This window comes from Kitasatospora sp. NPDC057512 (assembly GCF_042802135.1).
Taxonomy (GTDB): domain Bacteria; phylum Actinomycetota; class Actinomycetes; order Streptomycetales; family Streptomycetaceae; genus Kitasatospora.
Map to the genome: position 1 here is coordinate 24,490 of NZ_JBHVET010000007.1, position 13,854 is coordinate 38,343.

General features: G+C 76.1%; 13 protein-coding genes. 7 read left to right on the plus strand and 6 right to left on the minus strand.

Translation table 11 applies throughout. The annotated features are described in order from the left end of the window. Positions 1 to 28 precede the first annotated feature (28 nt). Entirely contained in the window at positions 29 to 649 is a 621-nt protein-coding gene (locus ACFU6K_RS01290) for a TetR/AcrR family transcriptional regulator (RefSeq protein ID WP_380660207.1), read from the minus strand. A gap of 195 nt (positions 650 to 844) precedes the next feature. On the opposite strand from ACFU6K_RS01290, the gene ACFU6K_RS01295 reads away from it, so the two are divergent. Together ACFU6K_RS01295 and ACFU6K_RS01300 are read left to right on the plus strand one after the other, a co-directional pair. Continuing rightward, complete coding sequence (locus ACFU6K_RS01295; protein ID WP_380660190.1) at positions 845 to 2,398, plus strand: MFS transporter; 1,554 nt, start codon at positions 845 to 847, stop codon at positions 2,396 to 2,398. Next, positions 2,395 to 2,799 carry a cupin gene (locus tag ACFU6K_RS01300; RefSeq protein WP_380660191.1) on the plus strand — a complete coding sequence of 135 codons (405 nt, stop codon included), beginning with the start codon at positions 2,395 to 2,397 and terminating at the stop codon, positions 2,797 to 2,799. The genes ACFU6K_RS01295 and ACFU6K_RS01300 overlap by 4 nt, the downstream gene beginning before the upstream one ends. Before the next feature lie 95 nt (positions 2,800 to 2,894). Here the strand turns inward: ACFU6K_RS01300 and ACFU6K_RS01305 are convergent, their stop codons facing one another. After that, entirely contained in the window at positions 2,895 to 3,605 is a 711-nt protein-coding gene (locus ACFU6K_RS01305) for an alpha/beta fold hydrolase (protein ID WP_380660192.1), read from the minus strand. 111 nt (positions 3,606 to 3,716) lie between these two features. After that, the gene (locus tag ACFU6K_RS01310; RefSeq protein ID WP_380660194.1) at positions 3,717 to 4,661 is read right to left on the minus strand and encodes a LuxR C-terminal-related transcriptional regulator; all 945 of its coding nucleotides are present in this window, start codon (positions 4,659 to 4,661) and stop codon (positions 3,717 to 3,719) included. Between the two features lie 156 nt (positions 4,662 to 4,817). Between ACFU6K_RS01310 and ACFU6K_RS01315 the strand changes: the two genes are divergently transcribed. Continuing rightward, positions 4,818 to 5,885 carry a LuxR C-terminal-related transcriptional regulator gene (locus ACFU6K_RS01315; RefSeq protein WP_380660195.1) on the plus strand — a complete coding sequence of 356 codons (1,068 nt, stop codon included), beginning with the start codon at positions 4,818 to 4,820 and terminating at the stop codon, positions 5,883 to 5,885. Between the two features lie 81 nt (positions 5,886 to 5,966). Here ACFU6K_RS01315 and ACFU6K_RS01320 read toward each other — a convergent pair whose 3' ends face one another. The 3 genes from ACFU6K_RS01320 to wecB form a co-directional block, all read right to left on the minus strand. Then, entirely contained in the window at positions 5,967 to 6,089 is a 123-nt protein-coding gene (locus tag ACFU6K_RS01320; RefSeq protein ID WP_380660197.1) for a hypothetical protein, read from the minus strand. 109 nt (positions 6,090 to 6,198) lie between these two features. Beyond that, a complete protein-coding gene (gene lanKC / locus ACFU6K_RS01325; protein ID WP_380660198.1) occupies positions 6,199 to 8,826 on the minus strand; it encodes a class III lanthionine synthetase LanKC in 2,628 nt (875 codons plus the stop codon). A 234-nt stretch (positions 8,827 to 9,060) separates the two neighbouring features. Beyond that, positions 9,061 to 10,236 (minus strand): non-hydrolyzing UDP-N-acetylglucosamine 2-epimerase, encoded by a 1,176-nt coding sequence (wecB, locus tag ACFU6K_RS01330; protein WP_380660200.1) that lies wholly within the window; start codon positions 10,234 to 10,236, stop codon positions 9,061 to 9,063. A gap of 381 nt (positions 10,237 to 10,617) precedes the next feature. Between wecB and ACFU6K_RS01335 the strand changes: the two genes are divergently transcribed. The 4 genes from ACFU6K_RS01335 to ACFU6K_RS01350 all read left to right on the plus strand — a co-directional run bounded on the left by ACFU6K_RS01335 (position 10,618) and on the right by ACFU6K_RS01350 (position 13,825). Next, complete coding sequence (locus tag ACFU6K_RS01335) at positions 10,618 to 10,860, plus strand: hypothetical protein (protein ID WP_380660201.1); 243 nt, start codon at positions 10,618 to 10,620, stop codon at positions 10,858 to 10,860. A 55-nt stretch (positions 10,861 to 10,915) separates the two neighbouring features. After that, positions 10,916 to 11,533, plus strand: coding sequence for an archaeosortase/exosortase family protein (locus ACFU6K_RS01340; RefSeq protein ID WP_380660202.1), 618 nt, complete (start codon positions 10,916 to 10,918; stop codon positions 11,531 to 11,533). After that, positions 11,530 to 12,927: a glycosyltransferase gene (locus ACFU6K_RS01345; RefSeq protein WP_380660203.1), complete on the plus strand. Its 1,398-nt coding sequence runs from the start codon at positions 11,530 to 11,532 to the stop codon at positions 12,925 to 12,927. Before ACFU6K_RS01340 ends, ACFU6K_RS01345 begins: the two co-directional genes overlap by 4 nt. Positions 12,928 to 13,072: 145 nt before the next feature. Then, positions 13,073 to 13,825, plus strand: a complete 753-nt coding sequence (locus ACFU6K_RS01350; RefSeq protein WP_380660204.1) for a choice-of-anchor P family protein — start codon at positions 13,073 to 13,075, stop codon at positions 13,823 to 13,825. The last annotated feature ends 29 nt before the right edge of the window (positions 13,826 to 13,854 follow it).

A 13,854-nucleotide genomic window follows, 5' to 3' on the forward strand; every position in this document is an offset into this window, starting at 1 on the left:
GCCAGGGCGCGGGCGTCGGCGCGGCCGCTCAGCGGGCCGCGAGCAGCCCGTCCACCAGCGCGTCGAGGCCGTCGCGGTAGGTGTCCTGGGCGGTGAGCGGCGCCCAGCGGTCGGCGAGCCCGGCCAGGCGGGGGAGGCGCTCCGGGTCGAGGTCGGCGAAGACCTGCTGGCGGTGGGTCGGACGGTCGTCGGCGGGTCGCCGGCGCGCCGACGACGTGCGGACCACGATCTCGCCGGCCGTGTAGTACCAGATGGCGCGGTAGCCCTGGACGGCCCGTTCCGGCGAGAGGCCGCAGGCCACCAGGCCGTCGACGATCTGCTCGACGAACCACAGCGAGTGGGCGGACATCAGGCTGTCCCCGGCCAGCACCTCTACGATCCACGGGCAGGCGGCGAGCGCCTCGTGGATGGCGGCCGCCGCGGCGACGACCCGTGCGCGCGGCTCGGCCGGCAGCGCGGTCGGTCGCAGCGTCCGCGCGGCGTAGTCGTCCAGCAGCAGGACGAGCAGCTCCTCCTTGTCGCGGACGTGGTGGTAGAGCGCCATCGGCGTGCTGCCGACCTCGGCGGCCAGGCGGCGCATGGTCAGCCGCTCGACGCCCTCCTCGTCCACGATCCGGCGTGCCGCCGTGACGACCTCCTCCCGGGAGATGCGGGGAGGCCGACCGGTGGCCTTGCGCCGCGCGGCGGGCGGCGCTGCGGCGGATGGTGCTGCGGCGGATGGTGCTGCGGCGGGCCGTGTCGCGGCCGGCTGGGGGGTGGCGGGCGGCGGGGTGGAGGGCTGCTGCATGCCCCCATCATCACCCCGGACTCGACAGTGGGGATCGGCCGGGGTTACTTTCTATACATGTACAGAAACTCACGGGGGCGCCCCGGCCGGGTGCTGGCGGCGGTGGCCGTCGCCCAGTTCGTCTTCGCCCTGGACATGTCGGTGGTCAACGTCGCCCTGCCCGCGATCCGGACCGACCTGGGATTCGCCCCGCTCGACCTCTCCTGGGTCGTGCACGTCTACGCGCTCACCTTCGGCGGACTCCTGCTGCTCGGCGGCCGCGCCGGCGACCTGTACGGACGGCGCCGGCTGCTCCTGCTCGGCCTGGCCGTCTTCGGCCTCTGCTCGCTCGGGGGCGGGCTGGCCCAGGAGCCCTGGCAGCTGGTCGCCGCCCGCGCCGGTCAGGGCGTGGGCGCCGCGGCGGCGGCCCCGGCCGCGCTCGCGATGCTCACCACCACGTTCACCGAAGGGCCCGGGCGGGTGCGCGCGCTCGGCGTGTGGAGCGCGACGAACGCCGCCGGCGGCGCGCTGGGGGTGCTGGCGGGCGGGCTGCTGACCGAGTACGCGAGCTGGCGCTGGGTCATGCTGGTCAACCTGCCCGTCGTGGCGGCGGCGCTCGCACTGCTGCCCGCCGACGGCCCCGCCGAGGCGCGGTCCGAGCGGTCCGAGCGGTCCGAGCGGGCCGTACGGTCCGTGAGGCGGGAGCGGCCGGACGTGCTCGGCGCCGTCCTCGCGACCGCCGGGATCGGACTGCTGGTGTTCGGCGTGGTCCGCACCGACGTCCGGGGCTGGGGCTCCCCGGTCACCCTGGGGACGCTCGCCGCGGCGCTCGCCCTGCTGGTCGCCTTCGCCGTCACCGAGGCCAGGACCGCCGCGCCGCTGCTCCGCCCAGGCCTGCTGCGCAGCCGCTGGGTGGCCGGTGCCAACGTGCTGGTGTTCCTGGCCGCCGCCGGGCAGTTCACCGCCTTCTACTTCGTCTCCCTCTACCTCCAGCAGGTCCTGGGGCTGGGCGCCGCCGCCACCGGCCTCGCCTTCCTGCCCTTCTCGGCGGGACTGGTCGCGGGCACCGTGCTCGCCACGCGCGTCGTCGCGCGCCGCACTCCGCGGGCCGCCTTGGTGCCCGGGGCCGTGCTGGCCGCCGCGGGCCTGGCCTGGTTCGCTCTGATCAGCCCGGACGGCGCCTTCCTCACCGACGTCCTCGGCCCGTCGCTGGTCACCAGCGTCGGCACCGGACTGGTCCTGGCCCCGGTCGCCGCCGCCGGGACCACCGGCGTGGCCGCCCGCGAGGCCGGGATGGCCTCCGGCTTGCTCAACAGCTCGCGCCAGCTCGGCGGCTGCGTCGGCCTGGCGGCCCTGGCCACCGTCGCCGCCCACCGCACCGGCGGCGCCACCGACCCGGCCGCCCTCAACGACGGCTACGCCACCGGACTGGCCGTCACCGCCGGGCTCTTCGTCCTCGCCGCGCTGGTGGCGGTCGCCGTGCTGCCCCGGCGGCGGCCGGAGGCACCGGGCCTCCCCGACCCGCTCGGCCCCGTCGCGGAGAGCCCCGTAGCGGAGAGCCCCGCAGAAAGCTCCGCAGAGAGCTCCGCGCGGAACCGCGTGGAGAACCGACTGGAAGGAACCCGCTCATGACCACCACTCCGATCACGGCCGTGGACCTGTTCGCCTCGGCCCTGCACATCCACCCCGACGGCGACGTCCGGGCCACCGGGCGGCGGATGACCGGCGGCGACGCCGGGGCCTGGCAGATCGCGACCTTCCACGTGGAGAGCGACGCCGAGGTCCACGCCGACCACTGGGAGATGCACCCCGAGGCCGAGGAGGCGGTCTGCTGCCTGGCCGGCGGCGTCCGGCTCTTCCTCCGCCCGGTCGAGCCCGGTGAGGCCGAGTCGATGGTGCGGCTGACGGCGGGTACCGCCGCGATCGTGCCCCGGGGCCGCTGGCACCGGCTGGAACTCGACGCCCCCAGCGACCTGATGTCGATCACCCTCCGTACGGGCACCCGGCTGGAGCCGCGTGGCGAGGCGGGCTGACCGGCGCGGCGAGGGCCGTGGGACAGGGTGGTCCAGCGCAGGCCGGACCACCCTGGCGTGTCCGCCAACGCCCCTCGCCACCAGGGAGGTTGACGTCAGGCGGAGGGCTGGGCGGAGCCGGCGATCCGCGCCAGCAGGGCGGCGAGCTCCCCGGGCATGGACAGGAACGGGGAGTGGCTGCTGGGCAGCCGGTGGACGGTGTCGGCGCGGGCGGCGAGCCGGTGCTGCCGGGGCGGTTCGAGGGCCTGGTCCTGGTCGCAGACGACGTAGCTGGAGGGCACCGTGCGCCAGCCCGCCGTGGTCACCGGCTCGGTGAAGGACCGGACGCTCTGCGGGCTCAGCCGGGCCGCGGCGCGGTCGGCGTCGGCGGCGGGCACGTCGGCGTAGTACACCCGGCGGGCGTGGACGTTCGGCGGGGTGTGGCCCGTGTCGTCCTCCGGCGGGGGAGTCCCCAGGAAGGAGAACACGCTTTCGCCCACGTCCAGTTGGAAGGCGGAGACGTACACCGCCCGCACCACGTTGGCGGCGCCCGCGACGGCCTCGGTGGCGGGGGCGCCACCGTAGGAGTGGGCGACCGTCACCACCGGGCCGTCGATCCGCCGCAGGTGGTCGCGGATCACGGCGGCGTCGTCCAGCAGGCCCGCCGACCGGGTGCCCTCGGGGTGGGCGGCGGAGCTGGGCAGGTCCACGGCGTGGGAGCGCCAGCCGTCGGCGGCGAGGGCGGCGCGCAGGGGGTCCCAACACCAGGCGCCGTGCCAGGCGCCGTGGACCAGCAGGAACGTGGGGCGGTCGGGGCCGGCGGTCACAGGCGGGTCCTCCGTCGTACGGGGTGCGGGCGGTGGGCCCGTCCGAGTATCCGGGGTGAACGTGACGGCGGTGTGTCGCCGGGCGTGTCGCCGTCGCACCCGGGCCGGCCGTCAGCGGCCTCCGGTGGCGACGGCGGTGGCCGCCGCCGTCCCGGTGAGGCCGTGGCGCTCCGCCAGGACGCCCGCCTGGAAGCGGCTGTCCGCGCCCAGCGAGCTGTAGAGGCCGGCGATGTGCCGTCGGCAGTTGCGCAGCGAGAGCCCGAGCCGGCGGGCGATGACCTCGTCCTTCAGGCCGTCGGCGAGCAGCCGCAGGATCGTCGTCCGGAGCTCGTCCGAGACGGCGCGGGCGGCGGCCGGGCCGCTGCGGAAGGCCTCGCCCTGGTGCCAGAGCGTCTCGAAGGAGTCGGCCAGGTGGGCGACCACCGACGGCTGGTCCACCAGGACGAGCCCGTCGGGCCGTCCCCGTTCCGGGAGGAAGGCGCTCTCCCGGTCGACGACCAGCAGCGGGCCGCAGCTCTCCCCGGTGGTCCGCACCTCGGCGCCGGCCCGTTCCGCGGCCCGGGCCTGGCGCTGGGTGGGCAGGTGGAAGCGCGCGGGGTGCTGGTGGACGATCCGGACCCGCAACGCCGGGTCGGTGCGCGGCAGTTCGGCCAGGACCAGGTCGGCCAGCGCCGCCGCCGTCGGGTCGCCGCCGGGGCAGCAGAGGACGACCTCCCGGCGGGCCCGCAGCAGCCGGTCGCCGACGACGGCGGGCACCGCGCCGGGGCCCGGCGGCACCTCCGGCCGTTCGACGGGGGCGCCGGCCTCCGGCCGCCCGTGGACCGCCTGCGCGGCCGTCCAGGACTGCCCGGCCCACCGCGGACGGGCGGTCGGCCCGGGAGCGGTCCGGAGCGGCGCGGGCCGTTCCCGGCGGACGGCCCAGGCGTAGAAGGCGACGGTGTCGCCGCCCGGCCCGTCGGTGGGGGCGGTGGGGGCGGTGGGGGTCGGGACGGAGCCCGGTGGGGCTCCTGGTGCGCGTGGGGTGAACGCGACGTGGACGCTTCCACGTTCTCTCATGACAGCCCTCTTGACAGCTGGTGGCGGCCGACGGTCGACGGTCGCGTCCGGCGGCCGACCGGCCCCGGAAGCGCTTGTTCGATCGTCGTCACCGCTCGTGGCGGCCGCCAGGGGGTGAGGGGGCCAGGAAGATGTTGGCCGACTGAGGAGGGGTGGATGAATCCGGTGAAAACGGATACGGTCCGGTCGTCGGGGCGGGAGGCCCTGCTCGATCGCGAGACGCGGCTGGTCTACGAGTGGGCGGTGCGGCACCGGCGGGTCGAGCCCGCCGACCTGGCCCGCATCTCCGCCGACCTCGGGCTCGGCGAGGCGCGCTGCCGGGCGGCCGTCGACCGGCTGGCGGCACTGTGCCTGCTGGTGCGGCGCCCGGGAGCCGGGCCGGGCTGCTTCGCGGCGGTCGGCCCGGAGGCGGCTGTCGCCCGGCTGACCGGACGGGAGGAGGCGCGGCTGCGCATCGCCGAGGCCGAGCTGGGCCGCCGTCAGGCGGCGCTGGCCGGGCTGCGCGCCGAGGTGGCCTCGCTGGAGCCGGTGTACCGGGCGCAGGGCGGTGGCGTGGACGGCTCGGTCCGCCTGCTGGAGGACGTCCACGCGGCCGGTTCGGCGCTCGGTTCCGTGGTGGGCGCCGCCAAGGAGGAGGTGCTGACCGTCCAGCCGGGCGGCGGGCACCCGCAGGCGGCCCTGACGGAGGCGCTGCCCCGGGACCTGGCCGCGCTGGACCGGGGCGTCCGGCTGCGGAGCCTGTACCAGCACCCGGCCCGGTTCGACCCGCCCACCCGTTCCTACGCGGAGCTGGTCATCGCGGCGGGGGCGGAGGTCCGGACCCGCGCCGAGGTGCCGGCCCGGCTGGTCGTGGTGGACCGGACCACGGCCTTCGTGCCGGCCCGGCTCGCCACCGGAGGGGCGCTGTTGGTCCGGGAGCCGTCCCTGGTGGCGTACTTCGTCGGGCTCTTCGAGCACGAGTGGAGCCAGGCGGTCCCGTACGACACCGCGCCGCGGGCCGCCCGTACGGTGTCCCGCGAGGTCGAGGACGTGATCGCGGTGCTGCTCGCCGCCGGGGAGAAGGACGACACGATCGCCCGGCGGCTGGGACTGTCGACCCGGACCTGCCGGCGCCACATCGCCGGGCTGCTGGCGCGGCTGGGCGCGCAGAGCCGGTTCCAGGCCGGGGCGTTGGCAGAGCGGGCCGGGCTCACCGTCCCGGCCGACGCCACCGAACCCTGCTGAGGCCCGCCCTCGTCCGGTGGTGACGGCGGACGGCTGCCCTCCGGGTGGTTCCGGTGGGCAGCCGTGTCGTCGGTCGGAGGGTTACTCCGCCGCCTCCACCGGGGCGCCGAACGGCAGGTGCAGGTCGGTGCTCCAGTGGCTGAACGGGACGGCCGCGTCGTCCTGGGCGGCTTCGAGGGCCTGGAGGGCGAGGATCTGGGTCATGGCGGTTCCTTCCTGTGCTGGTACCGGCCACCGGGTGGTGGCCGTGGTGGTCCCCCGGACCTCAGGGCTACGAAGCCTCAGGAGCTCGAAGCCTCAGGGCTACGAAGCCTCAGGACCTCGAAGCCTCAGGTCCGGGGAAGTCGGTGATGCCGGGCAGCGGCACCGGGCCGAGGACGGCCTCGTGCAGCGCGACCAGGACTCCGGCGGCGCCGGTGGCCAGGTCCGCCGACAGGCGCATCGAGCGCCGGCCCGGGAAGGCGAGGTGGCCGCGATGGTTCATCACGTGCCACTCCAGCAGCCGCAGGTGGCGGTCGGCCTCGGCCCGGCGTCCGCCGCGCAGCAGGTGCAGCACCAGTCCGGCCCGGCCCTCGAACAGGCCGGCCGCCGCGATCAGGTCGGGGAGGCAGGCGCGGTCGGCGGCGGCGGTCGCCTGGGCGAACCGGCCGGGCAGCCGGCCCGCGCCGTCGGGCCGGTCCGCCCCGCTGTGCCGGGCCAGCTCGGAGATCAGCCGGGCGGTGCCCACGCCGCCCGCGGCCAGGTACGGGAGCTTGCGGCGGTGGCGGTCCTCGACCAGGAAGAGCATCCCGTCGGTGACGTCCGCCTCGTCCAGTTCGCGGCCGAGCGCCGCCTCGGCCGCCGTCAGCCAGCGCCGCTCGCCGGTGTGCCCGTACAGCCGCAGGAACAGTGCGGCCTGCCCGCTCCAGCCGTCCAGCAGTCCGCGCAGCCGCGGTGCGGGCTCCTCCCGGGCCAGCTCGTGGCCGAGGGCCAGGGCCCGTTCGGCGAGCCGCCCGCGGCCTAGCACGTCGGCCAGGTCGAGCAGGCCGAGCGCGATGCCGGCCCGTCCGGAGCCGAGCCCCGGATCGGCCGGGGCCTCGGTGGCGAGCAGCCGCTCGACCAGCGCGTCGGCCTCCCGCGTCGCCCCGAGCCGGGCCAGCGTCCAGGCGATGCCGGTCAGCCCGTCGTACAGGCCGGGCGGCAGGTCGGCCGCGGCGTCCGCGCGGTCCACCAGCCAGTCGGTGTGCTCGGGCGGGGCGGGGCGGCCGCAGGCCCGGAGCGCGTACAGGACGCCGGCCGCGCCGTAGGACAGACCCAGGCCGCCGTGGCCCGGGCCGAACTGTTCGACGTCGCCGGGGAAGAGGCGGTCCGTCCGGTCCGGGGTGGCCATCTCCAGGATGCCCGCGGCCAGCGAGTCCAGCACCGGGCGCCAGGCCGCGGTGTCCGCCGCGGGCTCCCGGGGCCAGGCCGGGCGGGCCGGCCCCGCGGTGCGGTCGGCGGTACCTGGAGCGCGTTCGGTGGCGCCCGCCGGCAGCTTCCCGCCGGCCGCCCGGTGCAGCGCCTCGGCCACCCCGGCCCCGAACCCGGCGGGCACGGGGTAGCGGCGGGAGATCTCCCGGCCGGCCAGCTCGGCCTTGCCCGAGTCCAGCCCGAGCTGGATGTTCAGCGGGAGGAAGAGGTAGAGCCGCAGCGCGGCCAGCGCGTACGCGTCCACGGCGGTTCCGCGCCGGGCCTTCGGCGAGACGAAGCCGGGCGCGCCCAGCGGGGGAGCGGCGGAGTCGTCGGCGGGGAAGGCGATCTCGAAGTCGACCAGCGCGCAGCGCCCGTCCGGCCGGACCATCACGTTGTTGGGGTGCAGGTCGCCGAAGACCAGCCCGCGCCCGTGCAGCGCCGCCAGCATGCCGCCGACCTGGTCCAGCACGTCGAGCGCCCAGTCGGTGTACGCGGCCAGCTCGGCCTCGTCCGGGTCGGGGTGGGTGAGCGGGCAGGTGCGGGTGAAGACGTCCTCCAGCCGCTCGCCCTCGATGTACTCCTCGACCAGGTAGTGGTGCTCCCAGACCTGTCGGTACTCGTACAGGGCGGGCACGAAGTCCACCCCGGCCAGCGCCTCCAGCACCCGGCGCTCGCTCAGCAGGCGCCGCACCGCGTCCCGGCCGGCGTGGTCGAGCCCGGCGTGCGGGCGGGCCTCGCGCAGCACCACCCGGCGGCCGTCGCGCCGGTCGGTGGCCAGGTAGATGCCGCCGCCGTTGGAGAAGTGCAGCGCCTTGACGACCTCGAACGGGAAGTCGGCCGGGGCCTCGGCCTCGCGCGCGGCGTCGTCGGCGAGTTGAGCGGAGACGAGTTCCGGGACCGGTGCCCAGTCCGGCACGGTGAAGACGGTGCCCCGGGGGTCGGGCACCAGCGCGCCGTCCGGGCCGTGCATCGCCGGGACGCGCCGGCCCCGCTCGTCGGTGCAGTGGCGTTCGACGAAGGAGCCGTAGCGCAGGTAGAGCGGGCCCTCCCGGTAGCGCAGGTCGCTCAGGACGTAGGGGCCGGGGACGCCCTTCAGCAGGGTGGACAGGTCGTCCAGCACCTGGGCCAGCCGGGTGTCGTCCTCCGGGTAGAGCGTGATCAGCTTGCCGCTGGCGCGGCGGTCGGCGTACTTGCCGTTCAGGGCGAGCACGGTGGCCCGGCCGCGCAGGAACTTCCAGGTCAGCCCGTGCTCCAGGCAGTACGCCAGGACCTGGTCGACGACCTGCTCCGCCTCGTCCGGGGTGGCCGAGACGTGCACCTTCCAGCCCTGCTCGGGGAGGTGGGCGTGCGGCGGCCGCAGGCTGATCCAGGGGCCGTGCTCGTGGCGCTCCCAGCCCGGCGGCAGCGGGGCGGTGGCGGCGGCGAACCGGTCGTCCGGGTGCTCGGCGCGGGCGGGGTCGTCGTAGAACAGCGGGTCGGCGAAGCAGTGACGCTCGTAGCGGTCGTCCATGGTGCCCGCCTCAGCCCGCGGTCCGCGGCGGGCGCCCGGACGCGCCCGCTCCGGTGGCCGCCCGGCCGTCGGATGTCGTCGTCATGGGAGCCCCCGGGTGCAGTGGATCCCGCCGGTCGCGGGCTGCTTCCGACCCTGCCAGCCGGGGGGTGCGGGGTCGACGGGTCCGACCCGCCACCTTCGTGCCTGGCAGTTTGCGGGCGGGTCCTGGAGGCGACGGCTGTCCGCCCCCGCTCAGCGGTGTCCGCCGACCCCGGTGGCCGCGGCCGCGACCGGTGTGCGGTCGGGCTCGGGACGCTGTCCGGTGCGCGGTTCGGGGGTGAGGTAGCGGCTGCGGACGGCGGCGACGATCTCGGCGCTCGCCCGCCCGTCGCCGTAGGGCGAGGGGAGCTGCGCCAGCCGTTCGCCGACGGCCTCGTCGGCGAGCAACTCCCGTAGGGCGCGGGCGAGTTCGTGGCCCGGTCGGGCGAGCCGGGCGAAGCCGGCCCGGACGGCCTCGGGGCGCTCGGTGGAGTTGCGCACCACCACGAGCGGGCGCTTGAGCACCGTGCACTCCTCCTGGACCCCGCCGGAGTCCGACACCAGCAGCCGGCAGTGCCGGGCCAGGGCGAGGAAGCCGGCGTGGTCCAGCGGCTCGATCCGGCGCAGCCGGGCGACCGGGCCGCGCAGGCCGAAGGCCTCGACGGCGGCCCTGGTCCGGGGGTGCAGCGGCAGCAGGACCGGCAGGTCCAGGGCGGCGAGCTGATCGAGGATCTGGGCGAGCCGCGCGGCGTCGTCGGTGTTCTCGGGGCGGTGGATGGTGGCGAGCACGTAGCCGCCGGGGGTGACGGCGTGTGCGGCGACGATGCGGTGGGCCTCGGCCTCGGCGGGCAGGGTCTCCAGGGTCGCCTCGACGACGGTGTTGCCGGTGATCACCACCCGGTCCGCCTCGATCCCCTCGCGCAGCAGGTGCGCCGCCGCGGTGGCGGTGGGCGCGCAGTGCAGGTCGGCGAGCGGGGCGATCAGGCGGCGGTTGGCCTCCTCGGGCATGTCGGGGTCGAAGGAGCGCAGGCCGGCCTCGACGTGGACGACGGGTATGCCCGCGCAGTGCGCCGCGAGGGCGCCGGCCGCGGCGGTGTTGGTGTCGCCCTGGACGAGGACGGCGGCCGGCGGGTGGGCCGCGAGGTGGTCGCTCAACGCGCTGACCATCCGGCCTATCTGCCGTCCGCGCGGCTCGCCGCCGACGCCCTTCAGCAGGTGGTGCGGGCGGGGGAGGCCGTACTGGGCGAAGAACGTGGTGGTGAGGGCCGGGTCCCAGTGCTGGCCGCTCCAGACGATGCGGGCCCGCGGGCCGAGGAGGCGGGCCACTCCGGCGAGTTTGACGATCTCCGGCCGGGTTCCGAGGACCAGGGCGACGTCGGTCGAGGACATGGCGCTCCGAAGGGGGCGAGGGGGTGGGGTGGTGAAGTATCAGCAGACGATATGGGGGGATTCGTCAGAAAGATCCATAGGTGGGAACAATGTCACCCACTTGGCCGACAGGAGACCGTCCGGGGCCGCCTCGGGAGCGGGCTGGGCCCGGCGGTGGTTCGTATGCCGGTACATCAAGATCCGTCGTACCGCGCCCACTTGGCCGACGGTGCCGCCCACGGATACCGGTTCGGCGGTGCCCCCGCGCGGCCGGTTGCGGCAAACGGGTGATTTCCACCCGAATGGGCGCGGCGCAGCTATCCGATCATCCGATCAGCCCAGCAACATACGGCTCCAGATCGCAAAGATCGGGATGACCCGGACCTTCCGAGAGGAACCACCATGTACGGACCCATAGGCGGCGGACTCCCCCCGACGGCGGCCGGCGGCGGCGTGCTGGCCTCGACCGGCTCGCCCGGCCTCGGCTTCGCGGCCGCGGCCGGCACCGCCCTGGTGCTGGTGGGAGTCGCCCTGCTGCGGCGCAGCCGGCTGGCCGCCGACCGGGGCGAGCGGACCGACCGGGCCGATCGGGCTGACCGGGCTGACCGGGCTGGCCGGGCCGACCGGAAGCGCGACGGCCGATAGCCGACCGCACCGCCCCGCCCGCCGCCAACCCGCCTTCCTTCCGAGGGGTGTCCCCGTGACCGCAGACGTGTACCCGCAACCCGCCCGGCCACCGGGGCCGGCCCGCCCGCCGCTGTCGCGGCCCGGCCGCGCCCCGCTGTCGGGCCGGGTGCTCGCCGGGGTGGCCGGACCGCTGCTGCTGGGCCTGAGCGGGGCCCTGGTCGCCGGTGAACGCGCCTACCGGTTCGAGGAGTTGGCCGGGGCGCGGTGGGTGGTCTCGCACGGGCTCGGCCTGCGGACCCTGCTGCTCGCCGCCCCCGACGCGCCGGTGCTGTACGCCGGCGACGCGAGCGGGTTCGGGCGCGGGATCGCCCTCACCACCGGGTGCAGCAGCGCCCTGCTGATCGCCCCGCTGGCCCTGCTGGCCGGCGTCCTGCTGCTGTTCGGCACCCGCCGGCCGGCCCGGGTCCTGCTGGGCTTCGCCCTGGCGGCCGCGCTGGTCCTCGCCGCCAACCTGGGCCGGCTGACGCTGATCGTCGCCATGCAGTACCGCTACGGCGACGAGGGGTTCGGCTGGACGCACGTCCTGTTCGGCTCGGTGCTGATGATGGCCGCCGGCCTGATCGCGCTGCTGCTCTTCCTCCTCCTGATCACCCGAACGTCCACCCGCGACGCGGAGGCCGGTGCGCCGTGACCCTGCTCGACCTGTCCGTCTCCCTCTCCTTCGTGCTGGGGATCGGCTTCCTCTCCTACGTCACGGTGATCGTGCGCAACTTCCTGCGGGTCCGCCCGGACGCCCCGGGCGACCCGGACCGGTTCGACTGGCACTTCCTCATACCCTGCCGGGACGAGGAGGCCGTGATCGGCACCACCCTGGACTACCTCGCCGAGCACTTCCCCCGGGCCCGGGTCTGGGTCGTCGACGACCACTCCGAGGACCGGACCGGCGAGGCGGTACGGGCCCGGGCGGCCGAGGGGCGGCCCGTCCACCTGGTCGAGCGGCGGCTGCCGCGGGCGCGCACCGGCAAGGGCGACGCCCTGAACGCCGCGTACCGGGCGCTCGAAGCCTGGCTGCCGGAGGGCGCCGACGCCGACCGGGCCGTCCTGATCGTCCTGGACGCCGACGGACGGCCCTCCCCGGGCATGCTGGACACCTTCGCCGGAGCGTCCTGCTTCGGCGACCCGGCCATCGGCGCCGTCCAGGTCGAGGTCCGGATGTCCAACCGCGACGTGGCCGTGCCGCTGCCCCACCGGGGGCGCCTGGCCAACCGGTTCGCCCGGCTGCTGGCCCGGCTCCAGGACATCGAGTTCCGCGGGCCGATCTCCGCCATCCAGATCACCCGCCGGCTCACCCGGACCGTCAACGTGGGCGGCAACGGCCAGGCCAACCGGCTCAGCGCGCTGCGCTCGATCGACCGGGGCGGCAGCGGCGGGCCGTGGGGCCGGGCGCTGCTGGAGGACTTCGAGCTCGGGCTGCGGATGATGCTGGCCGGCTGGCGCAACGGCTACACCACGACCGCCTGGGTGGACCAGGAAGCCCTGTGGAACGTCAGGCAGTTGATCACCCAGCGGGTCCGCTGGGCGCAGGGCTCGATGCAGTGCGCGCCGTACCTGCGGCGGGTCTGGAGCTCCCGGGAGTTCACCACGGCGGGCTTCCTGGAAGTCCTCTACTTCATGGTCCAGCCCTGGCTCCAGGTCGTCGGCCTGGTGGTCTACGCCGTGCCGATCGCCGCCTTCGGCTACAACACGGTCTTCTACCCCGAGTTCGTGCTCGCCTTCCTCCGCCAGGGCGGCGCCGTGCTGATCGCGCTCTACCTGGTCGTCGGGGTCGCCGAGTTCGCCCTCTGGGGGCCGCTGTACCGGCGCCGCAGCGAACCGGGGATCAGCCGCCGGGCCGCGCTCGGCTACGGCCTGGCGCTCGCGGTCTACGCCGCGACCACCTACCTCGTCGCGGTCCGCGCCTTCTGGCGGATCGTGCGGGGCAAGGGCTCCTGGCAGAAGACGGCCCGTACGGCCGAGCCGCTGCCAGGCCGGGCCCCCGCGCCCGCCGCCCAGGAGATCACCGCCCAGGAGATCGCCACCGCCTGAGCGACCGAGACTTCTCCCCGGCCGGTGAGGCCGCGGCCGTACCGAACACCGCGGCCGGTCGGCGGAGTCGACGCACCACCCCCTTCCTGCCCCTCCGTACGGCGGACACCTCCGTCCGTCGTGCCCCCGTCCGAAAGGCCCACCCGTGAGCACTCGTACCCGCAACCGTGTCCTCGCCGGAACCGCCCTCGCCGTCGGCGTCCTGTCCGTGGCGTCCCCGGCGTACGCCGCGCTGCCCGCCCCGGTGGCCGACGCCTACGTCGTCTCCACGGAGGCGCTGGGCGGGATGGCCGCCGTCGCGCCGTCGCCCGAGTCCACCTACCCGTCCGGCGGCACCCGGACCCTGGTCGGCCTCAACGTCGGGCCGGTCGCCACCACCTCCGTGCTCACCGCGAACACCGCCGGGAACCCGGTCGACGGCACCGCCTCGGCCTCCGCGACGGTCGACAAGCTCGGGCTCGACCTCGGTGTCGCGTCGGTCTCGCTGACCGGCGTCAACTCGACCTGCACCGCCACCCCCGCCGGGGCCACCGGCAGCGGCCTGATCGCGGGCGGGTCGATCAGCGTCGCCGGCATCCCGACCAACCTCCAGGCCAACGCCCCCGCCAACACCAGGGTCAGCATCCCGCTGGTCGGTTCGATCGTCCTCAACGAGCAGACCACCGACGCCAACGGCGTCCTCACCGTCAACGCCGTCCACCTCACCCTGCTGCCGTCGCTGAACGGCGCCAACCTGGTCATCGGCCACGCGCAGTGCGGCGGCGCCGAGCCCGCCGCCGCCGTGCCGATGATCAACCCGTCCGTCGCGGGGATGAGCGGCGGCGTGGTGCTCGCCGGGGTCCTGGCCACCGTCTACGTCCGCCGCCGCAACGCCCGGTCCGCCGCGTCGGCCGGCTGACGGGGGGTGGGGGCGGCCGGCCCGGAGCC

Bases quoted from the DNA above. Each gene is read 5' to 3' on its own strand.
- ACFU6K_RS01300 (WP_380660191.1), top strand. From the start codon at position 2,395: ATGACCACCACTCCGATCACGGCCGTGGACCTGTTCGCCTCGGCCCTG.
- ACFU6K_RS01310 (WP_380660194.1), bottom strand. From the start codon at position 4,661: ATGAGAGAACGTGGAAGCGTCCACGTCGCGTTCACCCCACGCGCACCA.
- ACFU6K_RS01320 (WP_380660197.1), bottom strand. From the start codon at position 6,089: ATGACCCAGATCCTCGCCCTCCAGGCCCTCGAAGCCGCCCAGGACGAC.
- wecB (WP_380660200.1), bottom strand. From the start codon at position 10,236: ATGTCCTCGACCGACGTCGCCCTGGTCCTCGGAACCCGGCCGGAGATC.
- lanKC (WP_380660198.1), bottom strand. From the start codon at position 8,826: ATGGACGACCGCTACGAGCGTCACTGCTTCGCCGACCCGCTGTTCTAC.
- ACFU6K_RS01295 (WP_380660190.1), top strand. From the start codon at position 845: ATGTACAGAAACTCACGGGGGCGCCCCGGCCGGGTGCTGGCGGCGGTG.
- ACFU6K_RS01335 (WP_380660201.1), top strand. From the start codon at position 10,618: ATGTACGGACCCATAGGCGGCGGACTCCCCCCGACGGCGGCCGGCGGC.
- ACFU6K_RS01315 (WP_380660195.1), top strand. From the start codon at position 4,818: ATGAATCCGGTGAAAACGGATACGGTCCGGTCGTCGGGGCGGGAGGCC.